Source organism: Rhodococcus tukisamuensis NBRC 100609 (assembly GCF_001894985.1).
Classification (GTDB): Bacteria; Actinomycetota; Actinomycetes; order Mycobacteriales; family Mycobacteriaceae; genus Rhodococcus_G; species Rhodococcus_G tukisamuensis.
In genome coordinates, this window is the sequence record NZ_BCXG01000001.1 from 95,733 (window position 1) to 110,952 (window position 15,220).

The 15,220-nt window shown below is 70.6% G+C and carries 18 protein-coding genes; 10 read left to right on the forward strand and 8 right to left on the reverse strand.

The window, feature by feature from the left end:
- The first annotated feature begins 194 nt into the window (after positions 1 to 194).
- The 6 genes from RT2_RS00435 to RT2_RS00460 all read left to right on the forward strand — a co-directional run bounded on the left by RT2_RS00435 (position 195) and on the right by RT2_RS00460 (position 5,407).
- The gene (locus tag RT2_RS00435) at positions 195 to 1,406 is read left to right on the forward strand and encodes a DUF445 domain-containing protein (RefSeq protein WP_072842549.1); all 1,212 of its coding nucleotides are present in this window, start codon (positions 195 to 197) and stop codon (positions 1,404 to 1,406) included.
- Positions 1,407 to 1,489: 83 nt separating this feature from the next.
- Positions 1,490 to 1,927 carry a helix-turn-helix domain-containing protein gene (locus RT2_RS00440; RefSeq protein WP_072842550.1) on the forward strand — a complete coding sequence of 146 codons (438 nt, stop codon included), beginning with the start codon at positions 1,490 to 1,492 and terminating at the stop codon, positions 1,925 to 1,927.
- A complete protein-coding gene (locus RT2_RS00445; RefSeq protein WP_072842551.1) occupies positions 1,920 to 2,828 on the forward strand; it encodes a heparin-binding hemagglutinin in 909 nt (302 codons plus the stop codon). Before RT2_RS00440 ends, RT2_RS00445 begins: the two co-directional genes overlap by 8 nt.
- An 87-nt stretch (positions 2,829 to 2,915) precedes the next feature.
- On the forward strand, positions 2,916 to 3,206 hold the full coding sequence (locus RT2_RS00450; RefSeq protein ID WP_092776103.1) for a DUF2516 family protein: 291 nt from the start codon (positions 2,916 to 2,918) through the stop codon (positions 3,204 to 3,206).
- A 139-nt stretch (positions 3,207 to 3,345) separates the two neighbouring features.
- Positions 3,346 to 4,284, forward strand: a complete 939-nt coding sequence (locus RT2_RS00455) for an AurF N-oxygenase family protein (protein WP_072842553.1) — start codon at positions 3,346 to 3,348, stop codon at positions 4,282 to 4,284.
- Positions 4,285 to 4,360: 76 nt separating this feature from the next.
- Positions 4,361 to 5,407: an alpha/beta fold hydrolase gene (locus RT2_RS00460; protein ID WP_072842554.1), complete on the forward strand. Its 1,047-nt coding sequence runs from the start codon at positions 4,361 to 4,363 to the stop codon at positions 5,405 to 5,407.
- A gap of 78 nt (positions 5,408 to 5,485) precedes the next feature.
- On the opposite strand, the gene purU is transcribed toward RT2_RS00460, so the two are convergent.
- The 3 genes from purU to RT2_RS00475 all read right to left on the reverse strand — a co-directional run bounded on the left by purU (position 5,486) and on the right by RT2_RS00475 (position 7,823).
- On the reverse strand, positions 5,486 to 6,376 hold the full coding sequence (purU, locus tag RT2_RS00465; protein ID WP_072842555.1) for a formyltetrahydrofolate deformylase: 891 nt from the start codon (positions 6,374 to 6,376) through the stop codon (positions 5,486 to 5,488).
- 76 nt (positions 6,377 to 6,452) lie between these two features.
- Entirely contained in the window at positions 6,453 to 7,277 is an 825-nt protein-coding gene (locus RT2_RS00470; RefSeq protein ID WP_072842556.1) for a class I SAM-dependent methyltransferase, read from the reverse strand.
- Between the two features lie 27 nt (positions 7,278 to 7,304).
- A complete protein-coding gene (locus RT2_RS00475) occupies positions 7,305 to 7,823 on the reverse strand; it encodes a GNAT family N-acetyltransferase (RefSeq protein ID WP_072842557.1) in 519 nt (172 codons plus the stop codon).
- A gap of 98 nt (positions 7,824 to 7,921) precedes the next feature.
- On the opposite strand from RT2_RS00475, the gene deoC reads away from it, so the two are divergent.
- A complete protein-coding gene (gene deoC, locus RT2_RS00480; RefSeq protein WP_072842558.1) occupies positions 7,922 to 8,587 on the forward strand; it encodes a deoxyribose-phosphate aldolase in 666 nt (221 codons plus the stop codon).
- A 72-nt stretch (positions 8,588 to 8,659) separates the two neighbouring features.
- Here the strand turns inward: deoC and RT2_RS00485 are convergent, their stop codons facing one another.
- Positions 8,660 to 9,433 (reverse strand): LmeA family phospholipid-binding protein, encoded by a 774-nt coding sequence (locus RT2_RS00485; protein WP_083576979.1) that lies wholly within the window; start codon positions 9,431 to 9,433, stop codon positions 8,660 to 8,662.
- A 113-nt stretch (positions 9,434 to 9,546) separates the two neighbouring features.
- On the opposite strand from RT2_RS00485, the gene RT2_RS00490 reads away from it, so the two are divergent.
- Positions 9,547 to 10,146, forward strand: a complete 600-nt coding sequence (locus RT2_RS00490; RefSeq protein WP_072842559.1) for a type IV toxin-antitoxin system AbiEi family antitoxin domain-containing protein — start codon at positions 9,547 to 9,549, stop codon at positions 10,144 to 10,146.
- 50 nt (positions 10,147 to 10,196) lie between these two features.
- Here RT2_RS00490 and RT2_RS00495 read toward each other — a convergent pair whose 3' ends face one another.
- The 4 genes from RT2_RS00495 to RT2_RS00510 form a co-directional block, all read right to left on the reverse strand.
- The gene (locus RT2_RS00495; RefSeq protein ID WP_072842560.1) at positions 10,197 to 10,991 is read right to left on the reverse strand and encodes an SAM-dependent methyltransferase; all 795 of its coding nucleotides are present in this window, start codon (positions 10,989 to 10,991) and stop codon (positions 10,197 to 10,199) included.
- Positions 10,992 to 11,036: 45 nt separating this feature from the next.
- On the reverse strand, positions 11,037 to 11,537 hold the full coding sequence (locus RT2_RS00500) for a DUF2505 domain-containing protein (RefSeq protein ID WP_072842561.1): 501 nt from the start codon (positions 11,535 to 11,537) through the stop codon (positions 11,037 to 11,039).
- Between the two features lie 83 nt (positions 11,538 to 11,620).
- On the reverse strand, positions 11,621 to 12,124 hold the full coding sequence (locus tag RT2_RS00505) for a DUF2505 domain-containing protein (RefSeq protein WP_072842562.1): 504 nt from the start codon (positions 12,122 to 12,124) through the stop codon (positions 11,621 to 11,623).
- A gap of 81 nt (positions 12,125 to 12,205) precedes the next feature.
- Positions 12,206 to 12,709 carry a DUF2505 domain-containing protein gene (locus tag RT2_RS00510; RefSeq protein ID WP_072842563.1) on the reverse strand — a complete coding sequence of 168 codons (504 nt, stop codon included), beginning with the start codon at positions 12,707 to 12,709 and terminating at the stop codon, positions 12,206 to 12,208.
- A 43-nt stretch (positions 12,710 to 12,752) separates the two neighbouring features.
- Here RT2_RS00510 and RT2_RS00515 point away from each other — a divergent pair, with 43 nt between their 5' ends.
- Positions 12,753 to 13,823, forward strand: a complete 1,071-nt coding sequence (locus tag RT2_RS00515) for a UDP-N-acetylmuramate dehydrogenase (RefSeq protein WP_072842564.1) — start codon at positions 12,753 to 12,755, stop codon at positions 13,821 to 13,823.
- A 59-nt stretch (positions 13,824 to 13,882) separates the two neighbouring features.
- On the forward strand, positions 13,883 to 15,139 hold the full coding sequence (locus RT2_RS00520) for a L,D-transpeptidase (RefSeq protein WP_092776106.1): 1,257 nt from the start codon (positions 13,883 to 13,885) through the stop codon (positions 15,137 to 15,139).
- Positions 15,140 to 15,220 lie beyond the last annotated feature (81 nt).

The following is a 15,220-nucleotide window of genomic DNA, read 5'->3' on the forward strand; positions in this document are numbered from 1 at the left end:
CTTCTTCGGCACTGGGTTTGCCACATCCGTTCAGATTCGATCTTCCGACCAGCTTAGAGGTGTGTTTTCCGTGTGGGCCTGCGTCCCCCGTGGTGTCGCGGAGAAATCCCGCCGGCGCCGGGATTCGGCACAATGGCGACGTGACGCAAACGACGGTGACGGACGACCTCGCCAAACGACGCGACCTTCGCCGTATGAAGCTGCTCGCGACCTCGTTTCTGGTGTTCGCCAGTGTGGTCTACCTGTTCTGCCGCTGGCAGGAGACGCGTGGCGCCGGCGAGTGGGTCGGCTATGTGCGCGCGGCCTCGGAGGCGGGCATGGTCGGTGCGCTCGCCGACTGGTTCGCCGTGACCGCGCTCTTCCGGCACCCGCTGGGCCTGCCGATCCCGCACACCGCGATCATCCGGAAGAAGAAGGACCAGCTCGGCACGAGCCTGAGCAGCTTCGTCGGGGAGAACTTCCTGGCCCCCGACGTGGTGTCGGAGAAGGTGCGGGCGGCGCAGATCCCCGTGCGCGTCGGGACCTGGATGGCAGAACCCGCGCACGCCGCCCGGGTCGCGGCCGAGACGGCGACGATCCTGCGCGGCTTCGTCAGCGTCCTCCGCGACGAGGACGTCCAGCAGATCATCGACCACACCATCGTGCGGCGGCTCGCCGAGCCGGCGTGGGGGCCGCCGATCGGGAAGGTCCTCGCCGAGCTGATCCGGGAGAACCGGCAGCTGCCCCTGCTCGACCTGCTCGCCGAGCGGGCCCACCAGTGGGCGCTGGCAAGCCAGCCCACGATCGACCGGGTGATCGACCGGGACAGCCCGTCCTGGTCGCCGAAGTTCGTCGACGCCATGCTCGGCGAGAAGATCTACCGCGAACTCGTCGAGTTCACCTGGAAGGTCCGGTCCAACCCCGAGCACGAGGTCCGCCAGGCGGCAAACCGGTTCCTGGTCGACTTCGCGGATGACCTGCAGCACGACCCCGCCACCATGGCGAAGGCGGAGAAGGTCAAGGCCGAGATCATGGGCCGGGAGGAGGTGACCAGTGCCGCGGAGGCGGCGTGGAAGGTCGCCAAGCGGATGATCCTGGAGTCGGTGGACGACCCGGAGAGCGCGCTGCGCGCGAAGACCCGCGACACCGTGATGCGGCTGGGGGAGCGGCTGCGCGACGAGCCGGACCTCGCCGCCAAGGTGGAAGGCTGGCTGGACAGCGGGGCGCGTTACGTCAGCGCCAACTACACCGCCGAGATCACCGGCATCATCACCGACACGGTGGCCCGGTGGGATGCGGACGAGGCCAGTCGCAAGATCGAGCTGCAGGTGGGACGCGACCTGCAGTTCATCCGGATCAACGGCACCGTGGTCGGCGCCCTCGCCGGACTGGGGATCTACGCGCTCTCGCAGCTGATGTTTGCCTGATCGACACCGACTGCTAACAAGAGTGCTTGCAATAGTTAGCACCCTCCCGTAGCGTGGATTCCACCCACCAGTCAGGGAGTGCGATGACCGACGAGCCCAAACCGAACGGCGACAGTGCCGGAGACGTGGCGGCGCGGGTGGTCAGCTCGGCGGCGCAGGACATCGGCAGCTTCATCAAGTCGCAGCGCGAGGCCGCCCAGGTCTCGCTGCGTCAGCTGTCGAAGTTGGCCGGCGTGAGCAATCCCTACCTGAGCCAGATCGAACGTGGGTTGCGCAAGCCCTCGGCCGAGGTGCTCGGCCAGATCGCGAAGGGCCTCCGGATGTCGTCGGAGGTGCTGTACATGCAGGCCGGATTTCTCGAACAGCGCGCGGCCAGTCCGGTGCGCGACGCCCTGCTCACCGACGTGGCCATCACGGAACGTCAGAAGCAGGTGCTCCTCGAGATCTACGAGTCGTTCTGTCGTGAGAACAACCCCCGTCTCGATTCCTCATCCGTTGAACAGGAGAACACCAATGACTGACCTCAGCTTCGACAGCGTGAAGACCCCCCTGTACGCCGCCGTCGGCGCGGGCGACCTGGTCGTCCAGGCCGTCGCGGACGTCGTCGCCCAGGTGCGCCAGCGTGCCGACGAGGGTGTCGACGCCAGTGCCACCGTGGACGGTGCCCGTGAGCGCTTCGCCAGCCTCGCCGACGACCTCAACGAGGGTGTCGAGGCGCTGCGCGAGCGCCTCGCCGGACTGCCGTCCGAGCTGCCCGAGGAGCTCGCCGAGCTGCGCGAGAAGTTCACCGCCGAGGAGCTGCGCAAGGTCGCCGAGGCGTACCTGAAGGTCGCGTCCGACATCTACACCTCGCTCGCCGAGCGCGGCGAGGAGACCGTCGAGCGGCTGCGCAACCAGCCGGCCGTCGAAGAGGGCATCGAGCGCGCCGAGTCCGTGCTCGGCGACGCCGCCACCCTGACCGAGGAGGCCCTCGGCACCGTGGCCCGCCAGACCCGCGCCGTCGGCGAGCAGGCCGCCAAGCTCGCCGGTCGCGCCGCCGAGAAGATCAGCGACGTCGCGGACGAGGTCAGCGACGCCGTGTCCGACGCGGGCGAGAACGTCGCGAGCCGCTTCGTCGGTGCCGGCGAGAAGGCGGAGTCGACCACCGAGTCCGCCGCCAGCAAGGTGAGCGCCGCCGCCAAGGCCGCCCCGGCCAAGGTTGCCGCGGCCGCCAAGCCTGCTGCCGCCGCCAAGCCCGCCGCCGCGGAGCCGGCCGCTGCCAAGCCCGCCGCCACGAAGCCGGCCGCTGCCAAGCCGGCCGCCACGAAGCCCGCCGCCGCGAAGCCGGCCGCTGCGGCGGTTGCCAAGCCCACGGCCGCGGCCGTCGCCGCCTCCAAGGCTCCGGCCAAGAAGGCTCCGGCCAAGAAGGCGACCGACGCGTAGTCGTCGACTCTCAGGTCCGGCCCCGCCGGACCCGCCGAGACCCCCGTGCACACGCTGCGCGGGGGTCTCGCCCGTAGAATGGGTGTCGTGTACACCGTTTACGGCCTCCAGGGCATCATCATGCTCGCGCTCCAGCTGATCGCGCTCGGCGCCGGAGTCTTCGCGGTCTTCCATGCGCTTCGTCAGCGGACCGACGCCTTCACCGCGGTGGAGAAGCTCAGCAAGCCGATCTGGCTGGGCATCCTCGTCGCCTCGCTGCTGGTGCTGCTGCTGCCGCTCGGCATGTTCATCTGGGTGATCGCAGTCGTCGCGATCTGCGTCTACCTCGTCGACGTCCGTCCGCGGGTGGACGAGATCCAGCGCGGTCCCCGCTGGTAGACCGCGGTCGTCGCCGCTCCGAAAAATAAATGCGAACTTGAGTCACAGACACCATTGACAGGGGGTGTCGTCGCGTCGCATGGTGGAGGCAGGTAGTAGGCGCTGCTGCGTCCTACGGGACCTCCAACGAGGAGCGGCAATGTCGACAGTCCACGACCACGAGGTGTCCTCGGGACGGCCAGGATCGCGGCGGCCCCGGGCCGGAGATCGTCAGGAGACGGCGAGCAGGCTGCTCGCGTCGGCGGCGCGCAAGTCCTACGACCCGCTGGTCGAGGTGGACTGGGCGGCGCCCGTGCCGGAGGACCTCTACGGCATGACCCCAGAGTGGTGCAGCCTCTACGGCACGGACCTCTGGGAGACGATGACGCAGCAGCAACGCGTCACCCTCACCAGGCACGAGGCCGCGAGCGTGGCGGGCACCGGAATCTGGTTCGAGATGATCCTCATGCAGATGCTGCTGCGCGACATCTACCTGCACGACCCGGCGACGCCGCACGTGCAGTTCGCGCTCACCGAGATCGCGGACGAGTGTCGGCACTCCACCATGTTCGCCCGGTCCGCACAGCGCTTCGGCGTCCCGTCGTACCAGCCGAAGAACTGGATCCGTCAGTCCGCGAGGCTGTTCAAGGCCACCGCGTCCGGTTCGCTCGCCTACGGCGGGACATTGTTCGCCGAGGAGATCCTCGACATGATGCAGCGCGACTTCATGAAGGACGAGCGGGTGCAGCCGATCACCCGGACGGTCAGTCGGATCCATGTCCTCGAAGAGGCGCGGCACATCAAGTTCGCCCGGGAGGAGACCCTGCGCCGCTCCGCGCACATCTCCCGGTACACGAGGGCGCGCATCCGTCTGCTGCTCGGCATAACCGCGTACTTCGTGGTCACCAGCCTGGTCAACCCCAAGGTCTACGTCGCCGCGGGGCTCGACCCCCGGCAGGCCCGGGCCGCGGTCAAGGCGAACCGCCACTACCACGACAAGATCCGCGAGGGCAGCGCCAAGACCGTCGAGTTCCTCTCCGCGGCAGGGCTGGTCGGCGGCCCGTCGACCCTGTTGCTGCGGCGCGCGCACATCATCTGACCGCGACCCGGGTCGGCCCGGGTTCCACCCGGCGGTTCACACGAGTAGTTCACCCACAGCACACGGAGGTAGACAGGTGGCGGCACAGTCACGTGGCACGGCGCGACGGATCCTCGTCGGCGTCGCGGCCGGAGCGGCGCTGATCGGCGCGGGCGCGGCATGGCGTTCGCGGCGCTCCGCCGCGTCGCGAGTTGTCCGGGCGGAGGCGAACCCCTATCTCGGCGATCCGGTCGCAGTACCGGAGGTGTTCGAGGTGACCTCGGCGGACGGCACCTCGATCAACGTGCACGCCTACGGGGACCCGTCGGCGCAGCCGATCGTGCTCAGTCACGGCTGGACGTGCTCGACGGTGTTCTGGCATCCGCAGGTGAACGCGCTGGCCGGGGACTTCCGGGTGATCACATACGACCAGCGCGGCCATGGCCGCAGCGCGCGCGGCGTGCATCCGCTGACCGTCGACGTACTGGCCGACGACCTGTCCGCCGTGCTGGCGGCGACGGTGCCCGCCGGCCGCAAGGCGGTGTTGGTGGGCCACAGCATGGGGGGTATGAGCATCAACGCCTGGGCGGCCCGGTACCCGGAGCAGGTGGGGGAGCGGGTCGGCGCGGTGATGCTGGCCAGCACCGCCACCGACCATCTCGTCGACGAGTCCACGCTGGTCCCGCTGCTGCGCCGGCTCAAGACGGTCCCGGACCCGGTCGGCCGCGCAATCCTCGGGTCCACCGTGCCGATGGCCCGGCCGCTGGCCGGTACCGTCGCCACCCGGCGGATGATCCAGTACGCGGCGCTGGCGCCCGGGTCGACGGCCGACGAGGTCGAGTTCTGCACCCGCATCGTCGCCGAGTGTTCCGGCCGCACCCGGGGCGGGTGGGGCGCGGCCATGCACGGGCTCGACCTCCGGGTCGGGCTGGCCAACCTGACCGTGCCCACGACGGTGCTCGTCGGCACCGCGGACCGGCTCACTCCGCCGGGGCACTCGGTGCGGATCGCAGACGCCCTCGACAGCCTCGGTCACCTCGAGCGGCTGATCCGGTTGCCCGGCATCGGTCACATGGCCACGGTCGAGGCCCCGGACGAGGTGAACGCGGAGATCCGTCGGCTGGCAACGCGTATCACTGCCTGAACGCCCGTTCGGCCCGTCGCCCGTCCGACTTCGCCACCCGTGTGAACGGAACCGTTCACACGGGTGGCGCTGTTCGGTTCAGCTGAAGACGACGGTCTTGCGGCCGTGCACGAGGATCCGGTCCTCGAGGTGCCAGCGCAGCCCGCGCGAGAGCACCAGCTTCTCGATGTCGCGTCCCTGCCGGACCATGTCCCGGACCTCGTCGGAGTGGTCCACCCGGATCACGTCCTGCTCGATGATCGGCCCGGCGTCCAGTTCGGCGGTCACGTAGTGGCAGGTCGCGCCGATCAGCTTGACGCCGCGGGCGAAGGCCTGGTGGTACGGGCGCGCGCCGACAAACGACGGCAGGAAGCTGTGGTGGATGTTGATGGCGCGGCCGGCCCAGTGCGCGCACAGTTCCTCCGGCAGTACCTGCATGAACCGGGCCAGCACGACGGCGTGCGGGTCGTGGGCGTCGACGAGTTCACGGACCCGGTCGAAGGCGGGGCCGCGCTCGGCCGGGTCCTTCGGGAACGGCACGTGGTGGAAGGTCAACCCGTGTGCCTCGACGACCTCGGCCAGGTCGGGATGGTTGCCGATGACGGCGCAGATGTCGGCGGGCAGCTCGCCGCCGGCCGCCCGGCCGAGCAGGTCGTGCAGGCAGTGCCCCTCCTTGCTCACCAGCAGCACCACCCGCTTGCGTTCGCCCGAGTCCTGAAGCGTCCATTCGGTTTCCGGACCCAACTCGGCGGCCACCGCCCGGAACCGTTCGCGCAGCTCGTCGACGCCGATCTCCAGCGACGACGCCCGGACGGCCTGCCGGGTGAAGAACCAGCCGGTGTCGGGGTCTGCGTGGTAGGCCGCCTCGACGATGGAACCGCCGACCTCGGCGAGGAACGTCGAGATGCGGGCGACGATGCCGGTGCGGTCCGGCGTGCCGAGGGTGAGGACGTAGCGACGGTCGTCGTCGGGGGCAGCGGGGCTACTCATGCGCCCAGTCTCTCAGGTGCGCTGTCGGCAGGGGGACGCGATTCACTCATGGCGGAACGGTACGGCCGCGGACCTGTCAGCGGTCGAGAACGGCGGTGCCGATCAGGGTGGTGGCGTCGATCGTCTCGACGTCCCGCTCGGTGAGCAGCGCCAGCAGGTCGAGCCGGACCTTCTCGACGACGGCGTCGTCGCAGCCGAGCAGTGGCGCGCGCAGTGCGCCGCCGAGGACCAGGTCCCAGACCAACTGGGGTGTCGCGGGCAGCAGGTTGGACAGCTCGGTGACCTCGACGGTGTGTGCGCCGAATCCGGTCAGCCAGTCGGTCAGGGCGTCGGCGGTGTCGAACCGGGACAGCGGCGACGGGTCGGCCCCGCTCGGCGCGGCCCCGGGCAGGTGCCGGGCCAGCACATCGGTGTACGCCCGCCTGAGGTCCGTGAGGGCGCCGCGCCGCCACACCGTGACGCCGACCTTGCCGCCCGGGCGCAGCAACTGGACGAGCCGGTTCACCGACTGGTCCACGTGGGGGAGGAAGAACACCCCGTACGAGCAGGCCAGGGCGTCGTAGCCGGCGTCGGGCACGGTGCTCGGCGGCTCCCACTCGGTGGCGTCGGCGCGGACGAAGTCGAGGTTGTGCAGGGCCCGGTCCGAGGCCACCAGCCGGCCCTCCTCGAGCAGGTCGTCGGCGAGGTCGACGGCGTGCACCAGCCCGTCCGGACCGACGGCCGCGGCGGCGGGCAGCGCCGAGGCGCCGGCGCCGCTGCACACGTCCAGCACGGCGTCGCCGGGGCGCAGCCGCAGCTGGGCGATCAGCGACTGACCGGCCGGGCCCCAGATCTGCGGGGTGAGGCGGGTGAATTCACGGATGCCGGCGTTGAACACTGCCGCCAGCTGCTCGGCGCTCATGCTGCCACGGTAGTCGCGGCCGGGTCGTCAGTCCTCGTAGAACGCGGGGGCGTACCGGAACTCGCCGGTCATGTCGGGCGTGTATGCGTCGAGGGTGCGTACCTGGAAGTGCGAGACCCAGTCCGGGACGCCGGGGTCGATGTACAGCGTCGAACCGGGGACGAAGCCGAACTTCGGGTAGTAGTCCAGGTGGCCGACCAGCGCGACCAGCGGCTCGCCGAGTGCGTCGGCGGCGCCGAGGCTCGCATGCATCAACGCGGCGCCGACGCCGTCGCGCTGATGCGCGGGCAGCACCCCGATCGGGCCGAGCGCCAGGACCGGCCGTCCGGCGAGGGTGGCCCGGGTCAGGCAGATGTGTCCGAGGACCGCGCCGTCGACGTCGGCGACCAGGGACAGCGCCGGCAACCAGGCGTCCGAGGCGCGTAGTGCGGAGACCAGGTGGGCCTCCATCGGTTCGCCGCCGTCCGGTGCCTGGTCGGCGAAGGCCGCCCGGTGAACCGCCGCGATCGCGGCGACGTCGGACGGGTGCTCGCGTCGGATCAGCATGGGACCATGGTGTCGGCTCCGGAGTGCCCGGCGCAACCGGTTTGCGGCGACGCGCGAGGTGACGCGGACGGGTTCGGTGCTGTGCCAAGCTCTTCGGTATGTCTGCAGCCCTCACCCGCGCCCGCGTCGCCGCGATGGTCGATCACACCCTGCTAAAGCCGGAGGCGACCGCGGCCGACGTCGCCGGGCTGATCGCGGAGGGGCGCGAGCTGGGGGTGTACTCGGTGTGCGTGTCGCCGTCGATGCTGCCGGTGCGCGCCGAGGGCCTGCACGTGGCCGCGGTCGCGGGGTTCCCGTCGGGCAAGCACCACTCGCTGGTCAAGGCGGCCGAGGCGCGGCTCGCCGTGCAGCAGGGTGCGCACGAGATCGACATGGTGATCGACATCGGCGCGGCCGCGGCCGGCGACTACAACGCGGTCCTCGCGGACATCCTCACGGTGCGCGAGGGCATCGACGACGCGACGGTGCTCAAGGTGATCCTCGAGACCGCCGCGCTGACCGACGAGGCGATCGTCGAGTGCTGCCGGTCGGCCGAGCGCGCGGGGGCCCACTTCGTGAAGACCTCCACCGGTTTCCATCCAGCGGGCGGGGCGTCGGTGGCGGCGGTCCGGCTGATGGCCGAGACGGTCGGCGGCAGGCTCGGGGTCAAGGCCAGCGGCGGCATCCGGGACGCGGAGACCGCGCGGGCCATGATCGAGGCCGGCGCCACCCGGCTCGGCCTGTCCGGGACCCGCGCGGTGCTGGACGGGTTTCCCGCGGCCTGACGCACCGGCCCGCGCGGCCTCGGGGCGGCGCGGGCCGGTGAGCCGCGGAAGTCCGGGTCCGCGCGCCTCGTTCTAGGTGAGCAGCGAGCAGCTGCTCGGCGCCTGAGCGCTCGCGTCGCCCTTCGGCATGGTGTACGCGCCGCCGGCCAGCGACATCTGCAGGCCGCTGTCGGTGACGGTCAGCGAGTCCGGGGTCATCCCGAGCGGGTAGATCTGCAGGCTGCTGGTCAGGACGTCGACGATGCCACTGACCAGGTCGGTGGGGATCCCGAGTCCGAGCAGCTCGGCGCCCACGGTCTCCACATTCACGGCGCCCGCGTCGACCTGCGGCTTGACGGTCAGCTCGGCCAGGCCCAGGACCTGGAACTGCAGGGTCCCAGCGGCCGCGTCGGAGGCGACGTCGGTGACCAGGTTGCCGAAGGGCTGGGCCTGGATGGTGGCCAGGATGCCGGCGGTGGACCAGTCGATGTCGGCGGTGGAGCTGCCGATGCTGCCGCCTGAGGTGTCGGTGGCGGTCAGGTCGACGTCGTTGACCCGTGCGGTGACGTCCATGTCCTGGGCCGGTCCGAAGCTGGAGCCGGCGCTGCTGATCGTGATGTACGGGACCTTCTTGTCGATCGCCTGCAGCAGCATCGGCTTGGCGCTGAGCCCGACGTCGACCTGGGAGCCCAGTTCACTCTGGAACTGGTCCGCCATGCACTGCTTCACGTTGTGCCGAATGTAGAACTCGGCGCCGACCAGCGCCGCGACCAGTGCGACGATCACGACGAGGGCGATCGTCAGGGCCATGTTTCGCTTCGGGCCCGACGTCGGGGGACGGTACTGGGCGTTCGCGGTGGTCGTCATGGCAGGGATTCTTCCCGAAAAATCTGTGTGGGCTCTGAGAACACGCCCCGAATTCGACGAGCCGAGCCCCACAGGATGTGACGTGGAACACAGTTGGACGTACTGTGTCGAACATGGACGACCGAGCGCATCGGCATCACCGGCAACAGGACCGCGATCTCTACGCGCAGGCCCGGGAGCAGGACGGCTACTTCACGGCCGCACAGGCGCGGGCCGTCGGGTTCTCACGGGCCGACATCGGGGCCGCGATCGTCGCCGGGTCGTGGGTGCCGGTGGAACCGGGCCTGTACCGGTTGACGCAGTGGCGTTCGACCGATCTGGAGGAGGTGGCCCGCTGCTGCGTGTGGTTCGACGACGCGGTGGTCTCGCACCAGAGCGCGGCCGAACTGCACGGACTCGGCAGCCTGCACCCGCAGTTCCTGCACGTCACGGCGCCCACCGAGATCTACCACCGGATGGACCGGGTAGCCGTGCACCGCAGCACCCTCGGTGCCGACGACTGCGAGCACACCGGCGGCTTCCGGATCACCACCCCGCTGCGGACGGTGCTCGACCTCGCCGAGGGCGGCGTGTCGCAGTGGGTCCTCGACGAGGTGGTCGGCGACGCATTTGCCATCGGCAGGCTCCGACGGAGCGACCTCGAGGCCGCGATGGCCGGTCGTTCGGAGCGCGTCGAGCAGCGGATCGGCCGGGCGCTCGCCGCGACCTCCTGACCGGTACCGCGACCACTCGTCCGCAACCGCGCGCCGCCGGGTCAGCCAGGTCAGCCGCGTGGCGCGACCAGCGACCACGGCACGGTGAGCACGCAGTCCCGCATTCGCCGCCTCGGCACCGCCACGGGCAGGCCCTGCCCGCGCATCGACTCCAGCGCCACCCGCCAGCGCACCCGAGGCCCGAACGGGGCGTGCGGTGCCGCGTTCGCCCACGCCCGGTCCGCGGCGACCAGCAGGTCGTGGATGCCCTCGCCCGGGACGTTGCGGTGGATCAGCGCCTTCGGCAACCGTTCGGCAACGTCGCTGGGGCGTTCGACGTCGAAGGGGTCCCAGGCCAGCGTCAGCGTCAACGGGCGGTGCGCATCGAGCAGCACCCAGGCGCAGCGTCTGCCCAGTTCGTCGCAGGTGCCGTCGACCAGCAAACCGCCGGGGGCCAGCCCGGACTGCAGCTTCGACCAGGCGCCGGAAACGGCCTCCTCCGGGTACTGGCGCAGCACGTTGAACGAGCGGACCAGGGTCGGGCGCAGACCGGCGAGTTCGAATCCGCCGCGCGCGAAGCTGACCCCGTCGCGGCTCTCGACCACCCGGTCCGGGTCGATCTCCAGGCCGACGACGCGAAGGTCGGCGCGGACCGTGCGCAGCCGCGACGCCAGCTCGAAGGTGGTGTCCGGCCGGGCCCCGTAACCGAGGTCGACGACCAGCGGGTCCGCGGCCTCGCGCAGTGCGCGGGCCACCTCGTGGCGGTGCCTCAGCCAGCGGTCGCTGCGCCGGAGTCGGTTGATCCCGGTGGTACCGCGGGTGATGACGCCGTCCGGTTTGGGCCGGCTGGACGCGGCGCGGGGCATAGGTCTACCGCTTGGGGGTCTGCTGTTTGGGGTCTGCTGCCGGATCTACTGCTTGGCGAGCCAGTCGGCGGTGACCTGGGCCTCGGTGCGGAACAGGTCGACGAGGTTGACCAGCATCACCTGTTCGAGCTTGCCGCCGACGAACGGGATGAACACCTTGGCCTCGGAGGAGGTGCGCAGGGTGCAACCGGTGTCGGTGCTGAACAGCGACATCGTGCCGGTGAGGCTGCCCGGGCCCGCGGGGATGGACGCGTGGTAGGTGCCGGTGACCGGCTCCCCGAAGGGGCTGTAGTGCTCCTTGCGGGTGATCACCATGTCCTTCTTCATCACGGTCTGCGCGATGTCGGGCAGACTGTCGCGCGGGATGATGTGGTGCAGCACCAGGTCGATGCCGTCGTCGCCGATCTCGAGGCTCTCGACGCGGTTGTCCGAGTACTTGCGCAGTTCCTCGATGCGCGCCTCCCAGTAGTCCCGGTTGGTCAGCGCGGCGTACACCTGCTCCGTGGAGTGGGTGTAGCGGGCGGAGTAGTCGATGCGACGAGCCATGACGGGCAGGGTACCGGCTCGGCCTCGAAGGCAGGTACACCCGCCCGGCCGTGCGGGTGTACCTGCGGTTGACGGTTGCTCGGTCAGGCGTTGGCCGCGGCCCACTCCTCGACGACTTCCTGGTCGCGTCCGAGGATCCCGAGGATCTGCTCGGCGACCATGCCCTCGATGGTGCCGCCGATCAGCTTGATGCTGACCTCGACCTCGCCCTCGACGGTCAGCGTGCAGCCGTCCGCGGACCCGGTGAGCACTGCGGTGCCGCCCACCGTCACAGGCATGCCGGTGGTCACCGCAGTGAAGGTGCCGTCGGCGCGGCCGTCGGTCAGCGGGCCCCACACCTCGCCGCGGACGATGGACAGGTCGCCCTTGATGACCTTGCTGACCATGCTGGGCAGCTTGTCCTTGTCGATCTCCTGGGCGATGCCCACGTCGATGGTGCCGTCGCCTGCGGTGAGGTGATCGACCTTCAGGCCGTTCTCGGCGCCCTGCTCGACGCGGTGAAGCCAGAAGTTCTCGTCGGTGAGCGTCCGGTGGACGGTCTCGACGGGCAGAGAGTAGGTGGTGGTCAATTCGATTTTGCGCGACATTGCACGGAGGCTACCCGGTCGCGCCGACGGGCGGTCGCGGTGTGCCGCATACCTTGTCGCGGGTTCCGAGACGATTCGTTCTCAGGTGTGCGAGGAAAGCCACCCGGCGGTGAAACGGTCCTCGTTCTCGAGCAGTTCGGTGACCTGCTCGGCGATGACCGACTCGATCTTTCCGCCGATCAGGGGCATCTTCACCTCGACCTGCCCGTCGAGCCCGACCGTCGACCCGTCGCCGTCGGTGGACAGGGTCAGCGTGCCGGACAGCGCAGCCGGGACGCCGTCGACACGTGCCGTGAAGGTGCCGGTGGCGCGGCCGCCGGCGAGCGGACCCCAGGTCTCGGTCCGGGTTATCACCAGGTCGCCGGGTCGGACCGTCGTGACGATCGACGGCAGGTGCTCGGCGGGGATCGCCTGGGTCAGCTCCACGTCTACCGTGCCGTCGCCCACGGTCAGGTGGCCGAAGCTGGCACCGTCGCCACCGACCTCGACGAGGCGGGCACGCCAGTACTGCTCGCCGGTGAGTGCCCGGTGGACCTGGTCCACGGACTGGCGGTACGAGCACGAATGCAGGATGCGGCGGGCCATGCCCGGCACGCTACCGTTTCACCCCGTGCAGGCATTACAGGACATGGCGACGGAATTCGGTGCCGAACTCGAGACGGACGTGCCGCTGTCGCGGTTCACCACGCTGCGGCTGGGTGGTCCGGCGCGCGCGATGCTCACCTGCCGCAGCACCGACACGCTGGTCGCGGTGGTGCGTGCCCTCGACGCGTCGGGCACCCCGGTGCTGATCCTCGGCGGTGGCTCGAACCTGCTGATCGCCGACGAGGGGGTGGACGCGGTGGTGGTGCGGGTGGCCAACGCGGCCACCCGGCTCGGCGCCGACCACGTGTACGCCGAGGCGGGCGCGGTGTGGGACGACGTGGTCGCCGAGGCGGTCGGCGCGGGACTCGGCGGTCTCGAGTGCCTGTCCGGGATCCCCGGGTCCGCGGGTGCGACGCCGGTGCAGAACGTCGGCGCGTACGGCGTCGAGGTCGGGTCGCTGCTGCGCCGGGTCCAGCTGCTGGACCGGGCCACCGGTGAGGTGCGCTGGGTGAGCCCCGACGAACTCGGCCTCGGTTACCGGACCAGCGTCCTCAAGCACTCGGACGCCGCGTTGGTGCTCGCGGTGGAGTTCGCCGCCCGGCCCGACGGGCTGAGCGAGCCGCTGCGCTACCGCGAGCTGGCGACCGCACTGGGCGCCGACGAGGGCGAACGCCGACCGGCCACGAAGGTCCGCGAGGTGGTCCTCGGGTTGCGGGCGGGCAAGGGCATGGTTCTCGACGTCGCCGACCACGACACCTGGAGCGCCGGCTCGTTCTTCACCAACCCGGTGGTCCCGGCCGACCGGCTGGCGCCGGTGCTGGCGGCGATCGAGGCCCGGGTCGGCGACGGGGTGCGGATACCTCAGTTCCCGGGCGACGGCGGGACCAAGCTGTCGGCGGGTTGGCTCATCGAACGGGCCGGCTACGGCAAGGGCTACCCCGGGGGGGACGCGGCGGCGCGGCTGTCGACCAAGCACACATTGGCCCTGACCAACCGCGGCGGCGCGTCCACGCAGGACCTGCTGGCCCTCGCCCGAGATGTCCGGGACGGGGTGCAGGACGCGTTCGGGGTGCGGCTCGAACCGGAGCCGGTGGCGGTGGGCTGCACGGTCTGAGCCGGGAGCGGGAGTTCGGTCCGGCTGGGCACTCCGCGGTCGCAGGTACCGTGGATTTCGTGCGCAACCTGGGTATTTGGACAAGTCGGACCCGCAAGGGTCCGTTGATCGTGCTGCTGCTGGCGGCTGTCGTCGCGCTGCTGGCGGGATGCACGATCGGGGGCGACGGCTCCGGCACCTCGAATCCGGCCGCGGCGCCGCCGCCGGTCGCGGAGGTGACGCAGGCACCCGCGGCGGACGCGCAGGACGTGAGTCCGACGGCCCCGGTCTCGGTGACCGTCGCCCGCGGCACCCTGGCGGACGTCGCGCTGGTCAACGCCGCAGGCACGCCGGTACAGGGCGCGCTGACACCGGACCGGACCGCATTCCACACCACCGAACCGCTCGGTTACGGCGCGGCCTACACGTGGTCCGGCACCGCCACCGGGACCGACGGCAAGGTGGTGCCCGTGCAGGGCACCTTCCGGACCGTCGCCCCGGCGTCCACCACCTCGGCGAACATCAACATCGGGGACGGCCAGGAGGTGGGCATCGCGGCGCCGATCGTCCTCAAGTTCAGCGACCACGTCGCGGACAAGGCCGCGGTGGAGAAGGCTCTCACCGTCACCACCAACCCCCCGACCCCCGGCGCCTGGGCCTGGCTGCCGGACGACAACGGCTCCCGCGTGCATTGGCGCCCGCAGAACTACTGGGCGCCCGGCACCACCGTGACAATGGTTGCCAAGCTGTACGGCGTCGACTACGGCGAGGGTGCGTACGGCGCCGACGACCTCAGCGCGGACTTCACGATCGGCCGCAGCCAGATCGTGAAGGCCGACGCCCCGAGCCACCGGATGCAGGTGGTCCGCGACGGTGCGACGGTGATGGACATCCCGGTCAGCTACGGCGAGGGCGACGAGGACCGCAACGTGACCCGAAGCGGGATCCACATGGTGACCGAGAAGTACGAGGACTTTCTGATGTCGAATCCGCCGTTCTACGAGAACGTCCGCGAGCACTGGGCGGTGCGGATCTCCAACAACGGCGAGTTCATCCACGCCAACCCGCAGACCACGGGCGTGCAGGGCTCGGCGAACGTCACCAACGGCTGCATCAACCTCTCCCTGTCCGACGCGCAGGCCTACTTCGGCACCGCCATGTACGGCGACCCGGTGGAGGTGACCGGTACCCGTATCGACCTGTCCGCCGCGGACGGCGACATCTACGACTGGGCGATCGACTGGTCGACCTGGCAGTCGATGTCGGCGTTGCCCGCGGGTGGTGCGGCCGCCGCGGCTGCTCCCGCCGTCGCACCCACGACGGCTCCGATCAGCTGACCCGGCCGCCCGACCGGCCGGGCGGAACCGAGCGGGGTTGCCTCACGTCAAGGCAGATGAGGGGTCGAAGCTGCGGTCCCG

Coding starts and splice junctions, on each gene's coding strand:
- RT2_RS00475 (WP_072842557.1), bottom strand. CDS start 7,823: ATGCTGATCCGACGCGAGCACCCGTCCGACGTCGCCGCGATCGCGGCG.
- RT2_RS00515 (WP_072842564.1), top strand. CDS start 12,753: ATGGCGACGGAATTCGGTGCCGAACTCGAGACGGACGTGCCGCTGTCG.
- RT2_RS00505 (WP_072842562.1), bottom strand. CDS start 12,124: ATGTCGCGCAAAATCGAATTGACCACCACCTACTCTCTGCCCGTCGAG.
- RT2_RS00470 (WP_072842556.1), bottom strand. CDS start 7,277: ATGAGCGCCGAGCAGCTGGCGGCAGTGTTCAACGCCGGCATCCGTGAA.
- RT2_RS00490 (WP_072842559.1), top strand. CDS start 9,547: ATGGACGACCGAGCGCATCGGCATCACCGGCAACAGGACCGCGATCTC.
- RT2_RS00500 (WP_072842561.1), bottom strand. CDS start 11,537: ATGGCTCGTCGCATCGACTACTCCGCCCGCTACACCCACTCCACGGAG.
- purU (WP_072842555.1), bottom strand. CDS start 6,376: ATGAGTAGCCCCGCTGCCCCCGACGACGACCGTCGCTACGTCCTCACC.
- RT2_RS00495 (WP_072842560.1), bottom strand. CDS start 10,991: ATGCCCCGCGCCGCGTCCAGCCGGCCCAAACCGGACGGCGTCATCACC.
- deoC (WP_072842558.1), top strand. CDS start 7,922: ATGTCTGCAGCCCTCACCCGCGCCCGCGTCGCCGCGATGGTCGATCAC.
- RT2_RS00435 (WP_072842549.1), top strand. CDS start 195: ATGAAGCTGCTCGCGACCTCGTTTCTGGTGTTCGCCAGTGTGGTCTAC.
- RT2_RS00485 (WP_083576979.1), bottom strand. CDS start 9,433: ATGACGACCACCGCGAACGCCCAGTACCGTCCCCCGACGTCGGGCCCG.
- RT2_RS00510 (WP_072842563.1), bottom strand. CDS start 12,709: ATGGCCCGCCGCATCCTGCATTCGTGCTCGTACCGCCAGTCCGTGGAC.
- RT2_RS00440 (WP_072842550.1), top strand. CDS start 1,490: ATGACCGACGAGCCCAAACCGAACGGCGACAGTGCCGGAGACGTGGCG.
- RT2_RS00445 (WP_072842551.1), top strand. CDS start 1,920: ATGACTGACCTCAGCTTCGACAGCGTGAAGACCCCCCTGTACGCCGCC.
- RT2_RS00455 (WP_072842553.1), top strand. CDS start 3,346: ATGTCGACAGTCCACGACCACGAGGTGTCCTCGGGACGGCCAGGATCG.